Annotated in this window: 19 protein-coding genes; 13 read left to right on the forward strand and 6 right to left on the reverse strand. The window is 71.7% G+C overall.

From position 1 onward, the window contains the following. The first annotated feature begins 357 nt into the window (after positions 1-357). From G537_RS0100150 to choX, 3 genes are all read left to right on the forward strand, one after another. Positions 358-1,500 carry a D-alanyl-D-alanine carboxypeptidase family protein gene (locus G537_RS0100150; protein WP_026868389.1) on the forward strand — a complete coding sequence of 381 codons (1,143 nt, stop codon included), beginning with the start codon at positions 358-360 and terminating at the stop codon, positions 1,498-1,500. 160 nt (positions 1,501-1,660) lie between these two features. Further along, entirely contained in the window at positions 1,661-2,152 is a 492-nt protein-coding gene (locus tag G537_RS0100155) for a thioesterase family protein (RefSeq protein ID WP_051247567.1), read from the forward strand. A gap of 39 nt (positions 2,153-2,191) precedes the next feature. Then, entirely contained in the window at positions 2,192-3,136 is a 945-nt protein-coding gene (gene choX, locus G537_RS0100160; RefSeq protein WP_034850294.1) for a choline ABC transporter substrate-binding protein, read from the forward strand. Here choX and G537_RS0100165 read toward each other — a convergent pair. From G537_RS0100165 to G537_RS0100175, 3 genes are all read right to left on the reverse strand, one after another. Then, positions 3,133-4,212: an NAD(P)H-dependent flavin oxidoreductase gene (locus G537_RS0100165; RefSeq protein ID WP_026868392.1), complete on the reverse strand. Its 1,080-nt coding sequence runs from the start codon at positions 4,210-4,212 to the stop codon at positions 3,133-3,135. The two genes, choX and G537_RS0100165, sit on opposite strands and share 4 nt — an antisense overlap. Then, entirely contained in the window at positions 4,191-5,405 is a 1,215-nt protein-coding gene (locus tag G537_RS35665; RefSeq protein WP_064742048.1) for a YbfB/YjiJ family MFS transporter, read from the reverse strand. Before G537_RS35665 ends, G537_RS0100165 begins: the two co-directional genes overlap by 22 nt. A 74-nt stretch (positions 5,406-5,479) precedes the next feature. Beyond that, the gene (locus G537_RS0100175; RefSeq protein ID WP_026868393.1) at positions 5,480-6,376 is read right to left on the reverse strand and encodes a LysR family transcriptional regulator; all 897 of its coding nucleotides are present in this window, start codon (positions 6,374-6,376) and stop codon (positions 5,480-5,482) included. 235 nt (positions 6,377-6,611) lie between these two features. Here G537_RS0100175 and G537_RS0100180 point away from each other — a divergent pair, with 235 nt between their 5' ends. The 3 genes from G537_RS0100180 to G537_RS0100190 all read left to right on the forward strand — a co-directional run bounded on the left by G537_RS0100180 (position 6,612) and on the right by G537_RS0100190 (position 10,882). Beyond that, positions 6,612-7,301: a response regulator transcription factor gene (locus G537_RS0100180; protein WP_026868394.1), complete on the forward strand. Its 690-nt coding sequence runs from the start codon at positions 6,612-6,614 to the stop codon at positions 7,299-7,301. Next, complete coding sequence (locus tag G537_RS35670; protein WP_051247568.1) at positions 7,288-8,796, forward strand: sensor histidine kinase; 1,509 nt, start codon at positions 7,288-7,290, stop codon at positions 8,794-8,796. The genes G537_RS0100180 and G537_RS35670 overlap by 14 nt, the downstream gene beginning before the upstream one ends. A gap of 88 nt (positions 8,797-8,884) precedes the next feature. Continuing rightward, positions 8,885-10,882, forward strand: a complete 1,998-nt coding sequence (locus G537_RS0100190) for an MHYT domain-containing protein (protein WP_026868395.1) — start codon at positions 8,885-8,887, stop codon at positions 10,880-10,882. On the opposite strand, the gene G537_RS0100195 is transcribed toward G537_RS0100190, so the two are convergent. Continuing rightward, positions 10,866-11,069 (reverse strand): hypothetical protein, encoded by a 204-nt coding sequence (locus G537_RS0100195; protein ID WP_155888434.1) that lies wholly within the window; start codon positions 11,067-11,069, stop codon positions 10,866-10,868. The genes G537_RS0100190 and G537_RS0100195 overlap by 17 nt on opposite strands. 318 nt (positions 11,070-11,387) lie before the next feature. Here G537_RS0100195 and G537_RS0100200 point away from each other — a divergent pair, with 318 nt between their 5' ends. From G537_RS0100200 to G537_RS0100210, 3 genes are all read left to right on the forward strand, one after another. Next, positions 11,388-11,744: a DUF952 domain-containing protein gene (locus tag G537_RS0100200; RefSeq protein ID WP_034850295.1), complete on the forward strand. Its 357-nt coding sequence runs from the start codon at positions 11,388-11,390 to the stop codon at positions 11,742-11,744. Then, positions 11,741-12,808 carry a quinone-dependent dihydroorotate dehydrogenase gene (locus G537_RS0100205; protein WP_026868398.1) on the forward strand — a complete coding sequence of 356 codons (1,068 nt, stop codon included), beginning with the start codon at positions 11,741-11,743 and terminating at the stop codon, positions 12,806-12,808. Before G537_RS0100200 ends, G537_RS0100205 begins: the two co-directional genes overlap by 4 nt. Before the next feature lie 134 nt (positions 12,809-12,942). Continuing rightward, the gene (locus G537_RS0100210) at positions 12,943-14,130 is read left to right on the forward strand and encodes a M20 metallopeptidase family protein (protein WP_026868399.1); all 1,188 of its coding nucleotides are present in this window, start codon (positions 12,943-12,945) and stop codon (positions 14,128-14,130) included. A 249-nt stretch (positions 14,131-14,379) separates the two neighbouring features. Here G537_RS0100210 and G537_RS0100215 read toward each other — a convergent pair whose 3' ends face one another. Beyond that, on the reverse strand, positions 14,380-15,234 hold the full coding sequence (locus tag G537_RS0100215) for a nuclear transport factor 2 family protein (RefSeq protein WP_211230251.1): 855 nt from the start codon (positions 15,232-15,234) through the stop codon (positions 14,380-14,382). 102 nt (positions 15,235-15,336) lie between these two features. On the opposite strand from G537_RS0100215, the gene G537_RS0100220 reads away from it, so the two are divergent. From G537_RS0100220 to G537_RS35680, 4 genes are all read left to right on the forward strand, one after another. After that, entirely contained in the window at positions 15,337-15,927 is a 591-nt protein-coding gene (locus G537_RS0100220) for a TetR/AcrR family transcriptional regulator (protein WP_026868401.1), read from the forward strand. Positions 15,928-16,033: 106 nt separating this feature from the next. Continuing rightward, entirely contained in the window at positions 16,034-17,914 is a 1,881-nt protein-coding gene (locus G537_RS35675; RefSeq protein WP_051247570.1) for a potassium/proton antiporter, read from the forward strand. 70 nt (positions 17,915-17,984) lie between these two features. Continuing rightward, complete coding sequence (locus G537_RS0100230) at positions 17,985-19,022, forward strand: histone deacetylase family protein (RefSeq protein WP_026868402.1); 1,038 nt, start codon at positions 17,985-17,987, stop codon at positions 19,020-19,022. A gap of 86 nt (positions 19,023-19,108) precedes the next feature. After that, on the forward strand, positions 19,109-19,648 hold the full coding sequence (locus tag G537_RS35680; protein ID WP_034850296.1) for a metallophosphoesterase family protein: 540 nt from the start codon (positions 19,109-19,111) through the stop codon (positions 19,646-19,648). On the opposite strand, the gene G537_RS43360 is transcribed toward G537_RS35680, so the two are convergent. Beyond that, positions 19,649-19,795: a hypothetical protein gene (locus G537_RS43360; RefSeq protein ID WP_155888435.1), complete on the reverse strand. Its 147-nt coding sequence runs from the start codon at positions 19,793-19,795 to the stop codon at positions 19,649-19,651. Between the last annotated feature and the right edge of the window lie 19 nt (positions 19,796-19,814).

A 19,814-nucleotide genomic window follows, 5' to 3' on the forward strand; every position in this document is an offset into this window, starting at 1 on the left:
TCGTGACTCCCGGGGGCGCGACATCGCGATTAGGAACTTACTCATTTATAAAACTTACCTAAAAATAGATACGATTGTCTTCCCAAAACCTTCTTCTGCCCCATATCGCGTTCCGCCTTTTTGACAGACGTGGCCCCCACCACAGCGCACAGTCTACAATTCGCGCGACCTTTCCGCTATGACCCGAAAGGGATAGGAATCGAGTAAGGGATTAGGTTCAGGTCTCCCGATCCGCGTCCGGCGCAGCAGGATGTTCCTGTCATGCCGCCCTGCGCGCTTCGCCGCGGGCTGGTTGCGACAGGCTTGGGTTGGCAGCGGCGTCAGTTGACGCTATCCCTGCGGTCGATGCTCCGTCCCATGACCAAGATCGCGATGCCGGCCCCCCTCTTCCGCGCCATCCTCCTCCTCGCCAGCCTCGCCGCCCTGCCCGCCGGCGCGGCCACCGTCGACACCATCGCCAGGCAGGCGATCCTGATCGACACCACCACCGACACGGTGCTGATGGAGAAGGCGGCGGACGAGCGCATGCCGACATCGTCGATGAGCAAGATGATGACGGCCTATCTGGTCTATGACGCGCTGGCCGAGGGGCGGATCACGCTCGACACCAAGTTCCCGGTCAGCAAGAAGGCCTGGCAGATGGGCGGGTCGAAGATGTTCGTCCAGGTCGGGGACAGCATCCGGGTCGAGGATCTGCTGCGCGGCCTGCTGATCCAGTCCGGCAACGACGCCGCCGTCGTGCTGGCCGAAGGGCTGGCCGGGTCGGAATCGGCCTTTGCCGACCGCATGAACGAAATGGCGAAGACGCTGGGCATGAACAACAGCCACTTCGTCACCGCCAGCGGCTGGCCCGATCCCGAGCACTACTCGACCGCGCGCGACCTCGCGATCCTGGCCGAGCGCATGATCAAGGACTTCCCGCAATACTACCGCTACGACAGCGAACGGGAGTTCACCTGGAACAAGATCAAGCAGGGCAACCGCAACCCGCTGCTGTACCGCGACATGGGCGTGGACGGGATCAAGACCGGCCACACCGAGGCCGGGGGATACGGCCTGACCGCCTCGGGCGTCCGCGACAACCGCCGGCTGGTCCTGGTGGTCAACGGGCTGCCGAGCATGCAGTCCCGCGCCGACGAGGGCGCCCGCCTGCTGGAATGGGGCTGGAACCAGTTCCGCCTGTACCCGCTGTTCAAGGCCGGCGCCACGGTCGACGAGGCGACGGTCTGGCTTGGCGCCCAGGACAAGGTGCCGGTCACGGTGGCCGCGGATCTGGCCATGACCATGCAGCCCGCCGATTTCGACAAGATGACGGTGACCGCCCGGTTCCAGGAGCCGATCGAGGCGCCGGTCACGAAGGGCCAGGTGGTGGGCGAGCTTCAGGTCGCCCCGCCGGACGGGCCGGTGCGCAAGGTGCCGCTGATCGCCGCCCAGGACGTGCCAGAGGCCTCGATCTTCGCGGCGCTCGGCATGAAGCTCGGCCTGCTGCTGGGGCTCTGAGCCGCCCATTCCGCACGGCCCGGGACGCCGCCCCGGCCGGCGGCGCTTTCGATCAGGCCGGCGACGCCTTCGGTCAAGAAGGCTTGCCGCCGCCGCGTAGCATCGCCTGCATCCGAGCCCGTCCCTGAGAGACGGGCCGAAGGCGAGGACGAACCGGCGGATGCCAGCGACCGCGGCCAACCCGACATCCCCGCCCGACCGGACGATCGCGGCGCCGCTGAGGCTGCACCGCGAGGCGGTGCGGGCGGAGTGGACCGACTACAACGGCCATCTGAACGACGGCTACTACGCCGTCATCTTCAGCCACGCCACCGACGCCTTCCTGGACTTCGCCGGCATCGACGCCGCCTACCGGGCGCGCAGCCGGCGCACGGTCTTCACCGGCGAGATGACGATCCGCTACCGGCGCGAGGCGCATGCCGGCGACGAGGTGGCGGTCGAGACCCGGCTGACCGCGCTGGACGCCAAGCGCTTCACCCTGCGCCACGTCATGCGCCACGCCGCGGCCGGGACGGTGCTGGCCGAATGCGAGGTGCTGAACCTGTCGATCGACGCGACCGGGCCGAAGGTCGCGCCGTTCGAGGCCGCGATCCACGGCCGCCTGAACGCGATCAGCGCCGCCCACGAGGCCGCAGAGGACGAGAAGGGCTGACCACGGCCCCGGTTCCCACGAGACAGACAGGAGGCAGAAATGAACGCGAGACGTTTCCTTTTGGCCGCGGTGGCGGCTGCGGCGCTGGCCCCGGCCGGCACGGCCCTGGCCGACGACGCGGCCTGCAAGACGGTGGTGATGTCCGATCCCGGCTGGACCGACATCACCTCGACCACGGCGCTGGCCGGCACGGTGCTGACCGGCCTGGGCTACGAGCCCAGGGTCGATATGCTGTCGGTCGCGGTTACCTTCGAGGCGCTCAAGAACAACCAGGTGAACCTGTTCCTCGGCAACTGGATGCCGTCGCAGACGGAGATGGTCGAGCCCTATCTGAAGCAGGGAGTCGAGCTGGTCGGCACCAACCTGGCCGACGCCAAGGTGACGCTGGCGGTGAACCGCGAGGCCTATGAGGCCGGGGTCAGGGACTTCGCCGACCTGCAGAAATTCGCCGACAAGTTCGGCAAGTCGATCTATTCGATCGAGCCCGGCTCGTCCGCCAACAAGAACCTGTCGGCCATCATCGAGAAGAACGAGTTCGGCCTGGGTGACTGGAAGCTGGTCGAGGCCAGCGAGCAGGCGATGCTGGCCCAGGTCGACCGGGCCATCCGCCGCGGCGAATGGGTGGTGTTCCTGGGCTGGGCGCCGCATCCGATGAACGTCAAGTACAAGATTGACTATCTGAGCGGCGGCGACGCCTATTTCGGCCCGAACTACGGCGGCGCCACGGTGCGCACCCTGGCCAACCAGAAGTTCCTGTCCGCCTGCCCGAACCTGCAGCGCCTGGCCAGGCAGCTGGTGTTCGACCTGAACACCGAGAACCAGATGATGCTGATGATCCTGGACGGCGGCCTGGACCAGAACGCCGCCGCCCGGAAATGGCTGAGCGAGAACCCCGAGCTGCTGACCAAATGGCTCGACGGCGTCACCACCATCGACGGCAAGCCGGGGCTGGAGGCGGTGAAGGCGTCGCTGAAGAGCAGCTAGACCTTCAGCCGCGCGATCGCCGCCTCGGTCTCCGCCGCCAGCCGCGCGACCAGCCCGGCCGCCGGCTGGCGCCGGGCCAGACGCAGCCCCTGCCCGGCCCAGAGCGACAGGAATTCCGCCCGCCCGGCCTTGCCGGCGGCGCCGCGCAAAGGCCGGGTCAGGGCGTTCTGCAGCGGGAAGGGCAGCGCCGACGAGGGCTCGCCCGGCGGCTCGACCGCGGTCATGACGCGGTTGACGATGCCGCGGGCCGGCCGGCCGCTGAAGGCCCGGGTCAGTCGCGTCTCGTGCTCGCGCGCCGCCAGGATCGCCGCCTTGTAGGCGTCGGACACGCCGGCCTCGTCGCAGGTCAGGAAGGCGGTGCCCATCTGCACCGCCTGGGCGCCGAGCGCCAGGGCCGCGGCGACGCCGCGCCCGTCCATGATGCCGCCGGAGGCGACCACCGGCAGGGCCACGGCATCGGCGATCTGCGGCACCAGCGCCATGGTGCCGATCATCGCGTCCGGGACATCGACCGCGAAGCTGCCGCGGTGGCCGCCGGCCTCGCTGCCCTGAGCCACGACGGCGTCGGCGCCCGCCCGGGCCCAGGCGACCGCCTCCTCGACCGTGGTCGCGGTGCCGAACAGCGCCAAGCCGCGCGCCTTGATCGCATCCAGCGCCGCCGCCGGCGGCAGGCCAAAGGTGAAGCTGATCACCGCGGCGCCGCTGTCGAGCGCGGCCGCGAGCTGGCCGTCGAAATCGGGGCCCTGCGGCAGCGGAAAGGACGGCACGGGCAGGCCGAGCTCGGCATAGAAGGGCGCCACCCGCGCCACCGCCCGGTCGGCGTCGGCCGGCAGATCGGGCACCGGGGTCGGGCTGAACAGGTTGATGCCGAACGGCTGCGACGTCCGTTCCCGCACCGCCCGCGCCGTCTCCAGGATCTGCTCCGGGGTCAGGTAGGCGGCGCCGATCGAGCCCAGGCCGCCGGATTCGGACACGGCGGCGACCAGAGCCGGCGTGTCGCCGCCGCCGGCCATCGGCGCCTGCAGGATCGGGTGGCGGAGGCCGAAACGCTGCATCAGCGGGGTGACGACGGGCATGGTCGGATCCTCGTGCGGAAGTCGGCGTCAGAGTGCGTCCGGCGGAACGGGCGGTCGAGCGCGATGTCGATGACGAAGGCCAGGAGCAGCGCCGCGGCGCCGAGCGCGAACAGCAGGGCATGGCCGGAGCCGCCGGCGAACAGGGCGGAGCAGCCGTAGGCCGCGGCCGCCTGGCCGATGGCGAAGCCGGCGGTGGCCCGGCGCCAGGCGGCGTCCCGCGCGGCCGGATCGGCGACCAGCGCCTGGACCTGTCCGAGCACCAGCGGCACGATGCCGGGCACGAAGGCGCCGACGATCAGGCTGGAGGCGGCCAGCGCCACGGTTCCATTCGCTATCGCCGGCAGCCCGACGGCCGCCGCCTGGACCAGGAAGGCGAGGCGCAGCGCGATCCGGAAGCCGACCCGGTCGGCCAACCGGCCGAGCAGCACCGGCCCGGCCACCGCGCCGAGGCCGAACAGCACCCAGTCGACGGCGCCGGCCGCCAGGCCGCGGTGGAGGCCGCGCACCACGAAATCGACCAGGAAGACCATGTGCGGCACCAGCCCGACGGCGTTCAGCGCGTATTCCACGGTCAAGCCGGCCAGCGCCACGGCGGGCGGGCGGACGGATGCCGGAGCCGCCGCAGCGGCTGGCACGGCCTCGGGCCAGCCGCCCCAGCCCAGCGCCGTCAGCGCCAGGGCCAGGACGCCGAGGCCGGCCCAGGTGGCCTCGAGCCCGGCCTGCAGCAGCAGCGGCACCAGCGTGCCGGAAGCGGCGATGCCGAGCCCGACGCCGGCGAAGATCAGCCCGCCGGCGCGGCCGCGATGCGCCGGCTCGATCCCAGGCAGCACCGCCGGCGCGGCCAGCACCATGATCGCCCCGCCGGCGAGGCCGGCGGCGAAGCGCCAGGCCAGCAGCCAGAGCGGCGACAACGGCACGGCGCAGGCCAGGAAGGCGATGGCGGCGAGCAGCATCATGCCGCGCAGCGGCGGCACCGGCCCCGCCGGCGCGGCCAGCCGCCGGGCGCACAGCGCCCCGGCGAGGTAGCCGACGAGATTGGCGGCGCCGAGCTGCGCGGCCGCGCCCGGCGTCAGCCAGCCGGCGGCGACGAGCGGCGGGATCAGCGGCGTATAGGCGAAACGCGCCAGGCCGATGCCGACCAGGCTCGCGCACAGCGCGGACAGGACCGGGCGGGGAAGGATGGCGGACGACATGCCGCCAAGATAGGGAGGCCGATCCTTCTTGAATAATAGTTGCTTCTGATCGCCGCCATCACTGTACCAGATGCCTACTCCGCCGCCCGGGCCGCGCCGGCGCCGCGGAACAGGCCGAGGAAGGCGGCCAGGGCGCTGGTTGCCGGTGCGTCGCGGTGGCGGATGAACAGCGTCTCGACCCGCGCCTCGGCCGGCGGCAGGCTGTGCACGGCCACCCGTCCGCCCGCCCAGACCGGGCCGATCAGGGCGCGCGGCAGCAGGGTGACGCCGAGCCCGGCGGCGACGCAGCCGAAGATCGCCTCGAGCGTGCCGAATTCGAGCCGGCGCAGGCCGACCGCCCCGCGCCGCGCCAGCACCTCCTCCAGCCGCTGGCGGTAGGAGCAGCCGGCCCGCAGCACCACGATGCGCAGGCCGCCGGATGCGGCGCCTTCGGCCAGGATCCGGTCGAGCCCGCCCGCGTCGGGCGCGGTCAGCAGCACCAGTTCCTCCTCGAACACGACCTCGGCCGCGAGATCGGGATGATGCACCGGGCCGCAGACGAAGGCGCCGTCGAGCCGCCGCGCCAGCACCTCGGCCGCCAGCTCGGCGGTGGTGCCGGTGCGCAGCACCAGGTCGACCGCCGGATGGGCCGCGGCATAGGCGGCCAGGGCGGGCGACAGCCGCAGCGCCGCGGTGGTCTCGAGCGCGCCGAGAGTCAGGGTCCCGCCGGGCGTGCCGTCGTCGCGCGCCGCCCGCGCCGCATCCTCCAGCAGCTGCCGCACCCGACCGGCATAGGGCAGGAGGCGCCGCCCGGCCGCGGTCAGCGCGACGCCGCGGCTGTGCCGCTCGAACAGAGCCTGGCCCAGCTCCTCCTCCAGCGCCCGGATCCGGGCGGTGACGTTGGACTGGACGGTGTGCAGCTCGGCCGCCGCCCGGCCGATGCCGCCGGTGCGGGCCACCGCCTCGAACACCCTGAGATCCCTGTCGTTCACGATGCGCCCCGCACGTTCGGGTCCGGGAGGACGGCGCGATTGTATCGGAGGATGCCGCCCACATGGACTCGGCATTACCAAAAGGTAAGTACGCCGCAGTGGCGCTTCCCCCTACTCTCCGGCCGGGTCAAACGCCCGCGGCACCGTCTCGGCGTGCGACGGTCCGGCGGGAGCGGTTGCAAGCCCTCTCGGTCCGTCCTGCCAGCGATCCGCTGTCCGAGAGCCTGACGCGCCCATGCAGATCCTTCTGATCGAAGACGATATCGAGACGGCACAGCACATCATCGCCTCCCTGCGGGACGCCGACCACACGGTCGATCATTGCGTCACCGGGGCCGACGGGCTGGCCCGCGCCGCGGCCGCCCGTTCGGGTTGCGCCCCCCGCCTCCTGATCGTCGACCGGATGCTGCCGGACATCGACGGCATCACCCTCGCCAGCCGACTGCGCCAGGACGGCAACACGGTGCCGATCCTGTTCCTGACCACGCTGGGCGGCGTCAGCGACCGGGTCGAGGGGCTGAACGCCGGCGGCGACGACTATCTGGTCAAGCCCTTCGCCGTGGCGGAGCTGCTGGCCCGGATCGACGCCCTGGCCCGGCGCGCCGGCGCCGCCGCGGTCGAGACCGCACTGCGCGTCGCCGATCTCGAGATCGACCTGCTGAAGCGCACCGCCACCCGGGCCGGCCAGTCGATCGACCTGCAGCCGCGCGAGTTCAAGCTGCTGGAATATCTGATGCGGCATTCCGGCCAGATCGTCACCCGCACCATGCTGCTGGAGCATGTGTGGGAGTTCCATTTCGAGCCGCAGACGACGGTGGTGGAAACCCATATCAGCCGGCTGCGCAGCAAGATCGACCGCGGCTTCGAAGCCCCCCTGCTCGACACCGTCCGCGGCGTGGGATACTGCCTCCGTGATCCTGGGTAGACTGGTCCGCACCGCGACGTTCCGGCTGGCGGCGGGCTTCGCCGCGCTGTTCAGCGTCTCGATCATCGCGGTGTCCAGCATCGTCTACGTGGCGATGACGCGGTATTCCGACCAGCAGATCGACCTGTCGATCAGCGCCGAGATGAAGACGGTCCGGGATTCGGTGATCGGCGCCTCGCCGCCCGAGATCGTCAAGGCGATCAACGACCGCATCACCGACATCGACCCCGACTATTTCTACTTCGCGCTGGAGGACGCCGACGGCGGCGTGCTGGCCGGCAATCTGCGGCCGGTGCCGGCGGTGACCGGCTGGGCCGACATCCCGCTGGAGACGACCGACGGCGACGGCAACCCCGAGCGGCACACGATCCGCGGCCTGGGCGTCGACCTGACGCCGGAGCTGCACCTGTTCATCGGCCGCGACACCCACGACCTGGACGAGCTGCAGGAGGGCATCACCCGCTTCTTCCTGGCCGGTGCGGCGGCGACGGTGCTGCTGGCGCTGGCCGGCGGGCTGGTGCTGAGCGCCCGGTTCCTGCGCCGGGTGGAGGCGGTGAACACCGCTGCCCGCCATATCATGGACGGCCATCTCGACGAGCGGGTGCCGAGCCGCGGCAAGGCCGACGAGTTCGACCGCCTGGCCGACAACCTGAACGCCATGCTGGACCGCATCCAGCAGCTGATGCAGGGGCTGCACCAGGTCTCCAGCGACATCGCGCACGACCTGCGCACGCCGCTGTCGCATATGCGCCAGCGGCTGGAGGCGGCACGGCTGAAGGCCGCCTCGGCCGCCGACTACGACGCTGCGGTGGAGCGGGCCGTGGCCGACATCGACGGCATCCTCGCCATCTTCGCGGCGCTGCTGCGCATCGCCCAGATCGAGTCCGGGGCGCGGCGCGAGGGCTTCGCCCCGGTCGACCTCTCGGGGATATTCGAGACCATCATCGACACCTACGGTCCGGTGGCCGACGATTCCGGGCACCGGCTGACCGGCACCGTGGCCCCCGGCCTGCGGGTGCGCGGCGACCGACAGCTGCTGACCCAGATGCTGGCCAATCTGGTGGAGAACGCGATCCGCCACACCCCGCCCGGGACCGGGATCGCGGTGTCCCTGGCGCCGGGGCCGGACGGCCCGGTCGGGCAGGTGCGCGACACCGGCCCCGGCATCCCCGAGGCGGCGCGGGAGAAGGTGTTCCAGCGCTTCTTCCGGCTCGACGCCAGCCGGATGACCCCGGGCAGCGGGCTGGGCCTCAGCCTGGTCGCGGCGGTGGCGCAGCTGCACGAGATCCGGCTGACCCTGTCGGACAACCGCCCCGGCTTGGCGGTGGCGCTTGATTTCGGCGAGGCGGCCAGGCCCGCCACGGCCGTGCGCGGCGCCGCGGCCCGCGGCGAAACCCGGCACCGGCGCGTGCCTGGCCCGGCGCCGAAAGGTCGTGGGGGCCGTCCGGCTTCCGGGCATGCGGTGTCGCTGGGCTTCGGGCGCCGCCGGCCATAGCCACGCCGCCGCGCCGGGGATATGCTTCCGGCATAACATGCTGCACGGCCGGGCTTTTCCGGCAGCGGCCGCCCCGACCGGAACGGCGATGGATTTCACCGGCCATAGTCTGTCCCATTCCCTGATGCCCGGCCATGATCCCTGGCTGGCGGCTCTGGCCGTCCTGGTCGCGGTGCTCGCCTCCTACGTCGCTTTCGACCTCGGCAAGCGCATCCGCGCCGCCCGGGGCGCGGCGCGCCTGCCGTGGCTGGCCGGCGGCGCGGTGGCGATGGGCGGCGGCATCTGGTCGATGCACTTCATCGCCATGCTGGCCCTGCACCTGCCGGCCGGCTTCGCCTACGACCTGCGGCTGACCCTGCTGTCGCTGCTGATCGCCGCGCTGGCGACCGGCGCCGGCTTCGCCGTGGCCACGCTCGGCAAAGCGGCGCCGCTGCCGCTGCTGGCGGGCGGCCTGTGCCTGGGCCTGGGCATCGCCGGCATGCATTACGTCGGCATGGCCGCGATCGTGCCCCCCGGCCGCATCGCCTACCACCCGGCCATCCTGGCCCTGTCGGTGGCGATCGCCCTGGTCACTGCCACCGCCGCACTGCACCTGGCCCTGTCCGATATCGGGCGCGGCCGGCGGGTGCTGGCCGCATTGGTCATGGGGGCCGCGATCTCCGGCATGCACTTCACCGGCATGGCCGCGGCGCAGTTCGTGCCCGACCCGGCCGCCGCGACCGGGGCCGGCGCCGCCGGCACGCCGGTGCCGCCGGGCATCCTGGCCGGGCTGATCGCCGCCGCGGATATCGTCGTCTTCGCCCTGGCCCTGATCGCCGCCCGGCTGGACCGCCGGATCGCGGAGCTGCAGACGCACCGCCGGCTCGCCGTGCTGGACGAACGCCACGCCGCCACCCTGAACGCCCTGCCGATGCCGCTGGCGCTGATCGACGAGCACGGCGTCATCCTGACCGCGAACCCGCCCTGGCAATGGCCAGGGGAGCGCGATCGCTTCGTCGGCGGCGGCTCGCGCCCCGGCGAGGACTATTTCGCGCTGTGCGCCGTCGCCGGGCCGGCGGGCGCCGAGGTGCGGGTGCATCTCGCCGGCGTGGTCCAGGGCATCCGGCCGGCGGCGCCGGTCGAATACGCGATCGGCGCCGGGGCGGGCGGCCGCACCATCCGCCTGCTGGCCGCGCCGATCGCCGAGGGCCGCGCGGTCGGCGCCGTGGTGGCGCATCTCGACATCACCGCCGAAAGGCTGGCCGAGCAGCGCATACGCGAGGCGATGCGGACGGTCGAGGCGGCGGACACCGCCAAGACCACCTTCCTGGCCCATATGAGCCACGAGCTGCGCACGCCGCTGAACGCCATCCTCGGCTTTTCCGAGCTGATCCGCGACGCCCATCTCGGGCCGCTGCCGGAGCGCTATCGCGGCTATGCCGAGGACATCCACCGTTCGGGCCAGCATCTGCTGGCCCTGGTCAACGACGTGCTCGACCTGTCGCGGGTCGAGTCCGGCCGGCTGGAGCTGCAGCCCGAGCCGGTCGACCTCGGCAGCGACATCCAGGATGCCGTCAGCCTGGTGGCGCAGCGGGCCGAGGCCCACGACATCACCATCGAGCAGCGCGTGGCGCGCGACCTGCCGCTGCTGAACGCCGACCCGCTGCGGCTGCGCCAGATTCTGATCAACCTGCTGACCAACGCGGTGAAGTTCACGCCCGATGGCGGCCGCGTCACCATCGATGCCGTGGCGGTGGCGCGGTCGGTCCGCATCACCGTCGCCGATACCGGCATCGGCATGACCGAGCAGGAGATCGCCCTGGCGCTGGAGCCGTTCCGCCAGGCGCGCCGCCTGTCACGGCGGCCGCGCGAAGGATCGGGCCTCGGCCTGCCGCTGGCCAAGGCGCTGGTCGAGAGCCATGGCGGGATGCTGATGATCGACAGCGAGCCCGGCGTCGGCACCCGCGTCACCGTGCTGCTGCCGGCCGCCGGCGAGGCCGCGGCCAGCCCCGCGCTCCCGGGCGGCTATGAGAGAGCCAGCGGCGGCGGGGCCGTGATCGAGCCGCCGCCGCTCAGCATCGGCCGGCCGGTCAGTCGGCGGCGTTGACCATCGCCTGGAAGACGCGCCAGGCGACCTCGACCGTGACACCGCCCGCCCGCGCGCCCGCCGCCAGCATGCCGGCCGTCGGCTTGGTCGGGACCGTGGTGATGCCGGGGTCGCCCATCGCCGTCACCATGTCGAGGGCATAGGTCATCGGGGTCTTCAGCTCGACCACAGTCAGATTATCCGTCATCGCAATGTCGCCCATTTTGGGCATCTCCCCACTGGTTTAATGCCCACCTTCGGTGCAAGGGCCGTGCCAAGAGGCTGAACCACAGTGGACGGATCAGCCGGACGGATGAGGCCTCAGTCATAAGGCTGATTCTGATACTATGTTCCAATATTTAGTTAGATTACAGAATAAAAATACGTCATGGCATTTTGAACCTGACTGCGCACTCGCAATTTGCAACGTGCGGCGGCATACGATTCGCATTCTGCAACGCTCACGATCCGCCGATCGGGTCCCGCGATTGACGGGCGGAGGCCGCTTCCCTAGGGTTCGCCCGCCATGACCATCTACAAGATCTGCAGCGCGGCGGAATGGGCGGCGGCCGAGGCCGCGGGCGCCTATCGCGGCTCCGCCGTCGACCATCAGGACGGCTTCATCCATTTCTCGACGGCCGAGCAGGCCGAGGAGACCGCGGCCCGGCACTTCGCCGGCCAGGACGGGCTGGTGCTGGTTGCGGTCGATCCGGCGGCGCTGGGCGACGCGCTGCGCTGGGAACCGTCGCGCGGCGGCGCCCTGTTCCCGCATCTCTATGGCGAATTGCCGCTGAGCGCGGTGCAGGGCGTGGCGCCGCTGCCGCTGGTCGAAGGCCGCCACGCCTTTCCACCGCATCTGTTCCCGTCCGTCGCCGCGTCGTGAGCCGGCTCTTCGCCCTCGCGGCGCCGCTGCTGAAGGCGCTGCCGCCCGAGACGGCGCACCGGGCCACCATCACCGCGCTGAAGCTGGGGCTCGGGCCGGTCATGTCCGAGCCCGACGACCCGGTCCTGGCGGTGACGCTGTGGGGCCGCCGCTTCGCCAACCCGATCGGCCTCGCCGCCGGCTTCGACAAGGATGCCGAGGTGGTCGACCCGATGCTGCGGCTCGGCCTCGGCTTCGTCGAGATCGGCAGCGTCACGCCGCGGGCCCAGCCCGGCAATCCGCGGCCGCGGGCCTTCCGGCTGCCGGATCAGCAGGCGCTGATCAACCGCTACGGCTTCAACAACCGCGGCCACGCCGCCGCCGCGGCCCGGCTGGAGGCGCGGCGGCTGACCGGCGCCGCGGCACCGGGGCTGCTGGGGGTGAATGTCGGCCGCAACAAGGACAGCCGCGACCCGGAGGCCGACTATGCCGCCGGCATCCGCGCCTTCGCCCGGCTGGCCGACTATCTGGTCGTCAACATCTCCTCGCCCAACACGCCCGGGCTGCGGGCGATGCAGAGCCGCGAGCCGCTGCAGCGCCTGCTGGCCGCCGTCACCGCGGCCCGGACCGACGGCACGGCGCGGCCGCCGATCCTGGTCAAGATCGCCCCCGACCTGACGACCGAGGACCTGGAGGACGTCGCCGAGGTGGCGCTGGCCGCCGGCATCGACGGGCTGATCGTGTCCAACACCACCATCGCCCGGCCGGCCGGGCTGCCGCCGGACCTGGCCGGCGAGCCGGGGGGACTGAGCGGCAGGCCGCTGATGCAGCCTTCGACCGCGGTGCTGCGGCGGATGGCGAAGCTGGTCGCCGGCCGGCTGCCGCTGGTCGGGGTCGGCGGCGTGGCCAGCGGCGCCGACGCCTACGCCAAGATCCGCGCCGGCGCCAGCCTGGTCCAGCTCTACACCGCCCTGGCCTATCGCGGCCCGGCCCTGGTCGGCGAGATCAAGCGCGACCTGGCCGACCGGCTGCGCGCCGACGGCTTCCGCTCGGTCGCCGAGGCGGTCGGCGCCGATCTGCGCTGACCGCTGCGGCAATGGCTGCGGGTGGACGCCGCCCCGCCAGGATGCGATGACTGGATTGTCGGCCCGATTCGGTCTGGCGTCCTATGCCGGCCTCGGCCCAACATTCTCCTTTTGGCTTCGAGGAGCTTTCGGCCATGGACCTGCGCGGCATCAACGATATCGGCGCCACCATCGACGCGGCGGTCGAGGCCATCGCCCCCGGACTGATCGAGGTGCGGCGCGACATCCATGCGCATCCGGAGATCGGCTTCGAGGTCCAGCGCACCGCCGGGGTGGTGGCGGCGGAGCTGGACAAGCTGGACATCCCCTACCGCACCGGGATCGGCCGCACCGGCATCGTCGCCGAGATCGAGGGCGGCGCCCCCGGCCCCTGCCTCCTGATCCGCGCCGACATGGACGCGCTGCCGATCCAGGAGATGACCGGCCTGCCCTTCGCCAGCACCGTGCCGGGCGCGATGCATGCCTGCGGCCACGACATCCACACGGCGACGCTGATCGGTGTCGGCGCCGTGCTGCAGCAGCTGGCGCCGAGGCTGCGCGGCCGCATCCGGCTGGTGTTCCAGCCGGCCGAGGAGACGCCGGAGAGCGGCGCCGCCGCGATGATCCTGGACGGCGCCGCGGATGGCGCCGACATGGCGCTGGCCTTCCACAACAGCCCGACCATGCCGGTCGGCCGCTTCGGCTACATCCACGGCGCCAGCACCGCCTCGGCCGACACCTTCGACATCACCGTGCGCGGCCGGTCCGGCCATGCGGCGCGGCCGCAGGACGCGGCGGATCCGATCGTCGCGGCGGCCTATCTGGTGACGCAGCTGCAGACCGTGGTCTCGAGGTCCATCGACCCGGCCCAGGGCGCGGTGGTGACGGTCGGCAGCATCGCCGGCGGCGCCACCCACAACATCATCCCCGACACCTGCACCCTGCGCGGCACGGTGCGGGCCCGGTCGCCCGAGGCGCGGACGGTGGCCGAGACGACCATCCGCCGCATCGTGCAGGGGATCGAGCTGACCCAGGGCGTGACCTGCGAGCTGGACTACCAGCTGGGCGTGCCGCCGCTGATGAACGATCCCCGTATGCTGGAAGCCTCGGTCGCCGCGGTCCGGGCGCAGTTCGGCGAGGTGGTGGACGAGACCGCGCCCGGCTTCGGCGCCGAGGACTTCGCCTTCTTCTCCGAACGCGTGCCGTCCTTCCACCTGCGGGTCGGCGCCGGCCAGCCCGGCCGCAACGACCATCTGCACAATTCCGACTACCAGCCGGACGAGCGCTGCATCGCCCTCGGCGCCGCCGCCCTGGTACGCAGCGCGGTCGAGCTCCTGTCCTGATTGCATTTGGCTTAGAAAGCTGTTCGTCATCCCGTGCGCGCTGCGGTGCGGAGTACCTCGGCGCAGACACGGGATCTCAGGGCTCATGGCCGGCATATTGACCCGTCATGGCGAGCCCCGCCCCGGAGTCCGATTTGGGGGGGTGGCCATCCAGGGCCGCTCGCATCGGCTCCTGGATGGCCACGTCGGCTTCGCCTCCTCGCCATGACGGGGAAGGGACTGAAGAGTCGATCTTAAAGCCCGCTGGTATCAGGCGGCGGCCTCGGCCACCGCGAAGCTGTCCTCGAGCAGCCGGAAGCGGGCGATCAGCCCGTCCCGCACGGTGATGTCGATGGTGAAGTCGCTGCGCATGATCCGCCCGGTGCGCTTCGCCCGCGATTCCAGCTCGCCCGCCGCGAAGGCGCGGTCGCCCTCGGCCACGATCGTGTCGATGTCGAAGCGGATCGGCTCGATCCCTTCCCACAGGGCGCGGACAAAGTCGGCGACGCCGGCGCGTCCGGTGCGGCGCCCGATCCAGGGCACGCGGTCGACCGCGCCGGGGATGTCCCAGTCGGCATCCTCGGTGAACAGCGAGGCCACCGCCTCCGGCGCCGCGTCCGACCGCATCGCCGCGAGATAGCGTTCGAGGGCGGCCCGGGCGCCGCCGCCGGCCGCCGCCTCGCCGCGCAGGATGCGGATGCGGTCGCGGTCGGCGCTGGTGAAGTCGGGGTCGACATAGATGTGGACGCTGCGGATCAGCGTGCCTTCGAAGTCGAACACGTCGCAGAAGCGGCCCTGCGACACCACGCCGTCCGGCCAGCGAAGGCCGCCGCGGGTGACGCCGCGCTCGGTGCCTTCGACCACGATGGTGTCGCCGGCGACGATCTTGCGCAGCCCGGGAATGTCGTGTTCCAGGCTCTCCAGCTCGGCCGCCAGCCGGGCGCCGAACTCGGCCACCGCCGCCTTGCCTCGGGCCAGGCCGAATTTCGGGAAGAACAGCTCCACATCCTCGGTGAACAGGTCGAGGAAGGCCGGGTCGCGGGTGTCCGCCCCGCGGAAATAGGCATCGATCACCTTCAGCCGGGCGTCCGTCAGCGCCGGATCGGGCATGGGGCCGGTCGTCATCGCGGACCTCCAAATTCCATAATTTCGACTACAGAAATGCTGTCGGCTTGCGCGACGGAGGTCAAGGGAATTATGTAAGATCAACTACAGAAAGGAGCACGGATGGCGACGCGAGGCCGGCCGCGCAGCTTCGACCGCAACACGGCGCTGCGGCGGGCGATCGAAGTGTTCTGGGCCAAGGGGTACGAGGGGGCGCAGCTGGTCGACCTGACCGCGGCGATGGGCATCAACCCGCCCAGCTTCTACGCCGCCTTCGGCTCGAAGGAGGCGCTGTTCCGCGAGGCGCTCGACCTCTATCTCGCCACCGACGGCGCCGCCAGCATGCAGGCGCTGGAGGCCGGCGCGACCGCCCGCGAATCGATCCTCGGCATGCTGACGGCGAGCGCCGAGATCGCCCTCGCCTCGCCCGGGGCCCGCGGCTGCATGCTGATCCTCGGCCTTGTCAACGGCCTGCCGGAGAACGAAGGGCTGCGCCATCACCTTGCAGCCCTGCGGAGCGAGACCACGGACCGGATCCGGCGGCGACTGCAGCGCGGCGTCGCGGAGGGCGACCTGCCGCCGGGCACCGACGTCGACGGCCTCGCCACCTTCTTCGGCACGGTGATGCAGGGGCTGTCGCTGCAGGCCCGCGACGGCGCGTCCCGCGGGGCGCTGACGGCGGCGGCGACGGCCGCCATGAAGGCCTTGGACTGAGCGGAAACCTCGCCATCGGGCCCGATTTCCGTCACCTTTCTCAGGTGGATTGCAGAGGCGAGTCGCACGGCGCGGCCGCGCCCCCGGAAAGTGAGGAAGAGAACCGATGATCGAGGCGATGAACCTCGCCATTCTCGTCGCGGCGGGACTCATTGCGCTCAGCGTCTTCACCAGCCTGATCTCCTTCCGGGTCGGCGCCCCCCTGCTGCTGGTGTTCCTCGCGGTCGGCCTCGGCGCCGGCGAGGACGGCATCGGCAAGATCCATTTCGACGATGCGCCCGCGGCCTATTTCATCGGCAGCGTCGCCCTGGCGCTGATCCTGTTCGACAGCGGCTTCGAGACGCGGCTGCAGAGCTTCCGCGCCGCCGCCGCCCCGGCCCTGACCCTGGCCACGGCCGGGGTGCTGCTGACCACCGGGCTGGTCGCCGTCGCCGCCCGGCTGGCCTTCGGCTTCGGCTGGTACGAATCGCTGCTGACCGGCGCCATCGTCAGCTCGACCGACGCCGCCGCCGTATTCTTCCTGCTGCGGGTCGGCGGCATCACCCTGCGCGACCGCGTGCGCTCCACCCTCGAAATCGAATCCGGCAGCAACGACCCGATCGCGATCTTCCTGACCCTGGCCCTGGTCGAGGCCGCGCGGCTCGGCACCGGGGCGGAGACGCTGACCTGGTCGCTGGTCACGACCTTCGCGCTGGAAGCCAGCATCGGCATCGTCCTCGGCCTCGCCGGCGGCCTGCTGATCGTGCGCGTGATCAACCGGGTCAGCCTCGACCCGGGCCTCTATCCTGTGATCGCGCTCAGCCTCGCCCTCCTGATCTTCGCCGCCACCGGCATGCTGCACGGGTCGGGCTTCATCGCCGTCTATGTCGCCGGCATGGTCGCCGGCAACGCCGCGCTGCGCGCCGCCGCCCTGATCCGCCGGTTCCAGAGCGGCATGACCTGGCTGGCGCAGATCGGCATGTTCCTGACCCTCGGTCTCCTGGCCACGCCGTCGCAGTTCCCGGCGGTGTTCCTGCCGGCGCTGGCCGTGGCCCTGGCCCTGACCTTCCTGGCCCGCCCGATCGCGGTCTGGCTGTGCCTTCTGCCCTACGGCTTCTCGCGCAACGAGACCACCTTCGTCGCCTGGGTGGGCCTGCGCGGCGCGGTGTCGATCCTGCTGGCCATCCTGCCGCTGATCGCGCAGCTGCCGGACGGGCGGGCGATCTTCAACGGCGTGTTCGTGGTGGTGATCGTCTCGCTGCTGCTGCAGGGCTGGACCATCCGGCCGCTGGCCAAGTGGCTGGGCCTGATCGTGCCGCCCCGGATCGGCCCGGTGGACCGCGTCGAGCTGGAGCTGCCCGGCCGCGCCAACCACGAGCTGGTGGTCTACCGCATCGCCGCGCAGAGCCCGGTGGCGCGCGGCGAGCGCATCCCGCGCTGGGCCCGGCCGGCCCTGATCGTGCGCGACGGCCAGTCGGTCGACATCCACCATGCCGGGCGGCTGCAGACCGGCGACCAGGTCTACATCTTCACCCCGCCGCAGCAGGTGCGCCTCCTGGACCGGCTGTTCGCCACCCCGGCCCGCCTGGCCGAGGACGACCGCGACTTCTTCGGCGATTTCACCCTGCACGCCGACGCGCCGCTGGCCGAGGTGGCGGAGAGCTACGGCTTCGCCCTGCCCGATCCGGCCGAGACCCGCACCGTCGGCGCCTTCCTGCAGGACGGCTTCGGCGGCCGCGTCGAGGTCGGCGACCGGCTGCCGGTCGGCGGGGTCGAGCTGATCGTCCGCGCCGTCGACGACGAGAACGAGGTGACCGAGGTCGGTCTGGCGCTGGAGCCGAGCCGCGGCGCCCAGCCGAAGCTGCCGGTGTTCCAGAACCTGTCGGAGATCGCCGCCTGGGTCCGCGGCCGGCTGCGCGAGCGCCGCGCCCGGCAGGCGCCGCCGTCCGCCCCGGCCCCCGAGCCGCCCCCGCCGGACGAGACGGCACCGGCCGCCCGGCCGGAATAGCGCGTCGCCGGTTCCGGCCTCGCAATCGATCCGCTACTGTCGCCGGCGACAGGGACCGAGCGGGGACGCGATGCTGACGATCTATTCCGAGGACCACCGGCTGCAGCACGGCAAGGTGGAGCTGACCGGCGGCCATTTCATCCCGGTGGTGGAGAAGCCGGAACGGGCCGAGACCATCCTGGCGCGGATCAAGGCCGCGGGGCTGGGCGAGGTGCGCGCGCCGGAGCGCTTCGGCACCGACCCGATCGCCCGGGTGCACGACCGCGGCTTCATCCGTTTCCTGGAGACCGCCTGGGACGAATGGAAGGCCGAGCACGGCGAGATCGACGCGCTGCCGACCAACTGGGCGGTGCGCAACATGCGCCAGGTGGTGCCGGGCTCGATCGACGGCAAGCTCGGCTACTACGCCAGCGACTGCGGCACCCCGATCACCGCCGGCACCTGGCGCGCGGCGCTGAGCTCGGTCGACGTCGCGCTGACCGGCGCGAAGCTGGTGGCGGCCGAGCGCAGACCGGTCTTCTCGCTGTGCCGGCCACCCGGGCACCACGCCTCGACCGACGTCTATTGCGGCTACTGCTTCTTCAACAACGCCGCCGTGGCGGCGCAATGGTTCCGCGACAACGGCGCCGGCCGCGTCGCGATCCTCGACATCGACTACCACCACGGCAACGGCACGCAGGAGATCTTCTGGCGCCGCGACGACGTGCTGTTCGTGTCGCTGCACGCCGACCCGAATGTCGAATACCCCTACTATCTCGGCTATGCCGAGGAGACCGGCGAAGGCGCCGGCGAGGGCTTCAACCTGAACCTGCCGATGCCCTTCGGCACCACCTGGGACCGCTACCGCGAGGCGCTGGACGCCGCGCTGGCGCGGATCCGCGACTACGGGCCGGACGCGGTGGTGCTGTCCTTCGGCGCCGACACCTTCCAGGAAGACCCGATCTCGCGCTTCAAGCTGACCAGCGACGATTTCAGCCGCATGGGCGAGATCCTGGGCCGCGGCCTGGGCGTGCCGACCCTGACGGTGATGGAGGGCGGCTACGCCGTCGACGCGCTGGGCGTGAACGTCGTCAACCTGCTTCAGGCGCTGGAAGGGGCTGCGGGCTGAGCCCGTCCCGACCCGGACGTCCCGAAGGATGTCCGGGTCCGCCCGCACCCGGCGGGAAAGGTGAGCAGGACAGCGGGCACTCCCTCATGACCGTCTTCTTCACCAGCGACACCCATTTCGGCGATCCGCGGGTGCTGCGGATCGACCGGCGGCCCTTCCCCAGCGTCGCCGCCCATGACGAGGCGCTGGCGGCGCTGTGGAACGAGACGGTGGGGCCGGAGGACGAGGTCTGGCATCTCGGCGATTTCGCGCTCGGCCCGCCGCCGGACGCGGTGGCGGCGCTGCTGGACCGCCTCAACGGCCGCAAGCATCTGATCAGCGGCAACAATGACGGGCCGGGCACGCTGGCGGCGCCGGGCTGGGACTCGGTGCAGGCCTATGCCGAGCTGAAGATCGAAGGGCGGCACCTGATCCTGTGCCACTACCCGTTCCGCACCTGGAACCAGATCGGCCGCGGGTCGCTGAACCTGCACGGCCATTCGCACGGCCGGCTGACGCCGGCGACGCGGCAATACGATGTCGGGGTGGACGTGCAGGGGCTGAGGCCGGCGACGCTGGATCAGATCATCGCGCGCAAGCGCCGGCGGAGGCCGTTCGCGGCGGGGAAGGAACCGGGAGGGCTGTGATCAGAGCTCCGGGTCGGGCAGCGGACGCCGGCACCGCTGCGGGGTGCGCGTCGCCCGGCGCAGCGCGGCGTGCAGCTCGCGCTCATGCCCGTCGTCGTCGCCCATTGCGGCCGCCAGCAGCCGCATCCAGTTCAGCACCCTTCGCATCGGCAGGCTCCCCTTCCAA

The organism is Inquilinus limosus DSM 16000, assembly GCF_000423185.1.
GTDB classification, from domain to species: Bacteria; Pseudomonadota; Alphaproteobacteria; order DSM-16000; family Inquilinaceae; genus Inquilinus; species Inquilinus limosus.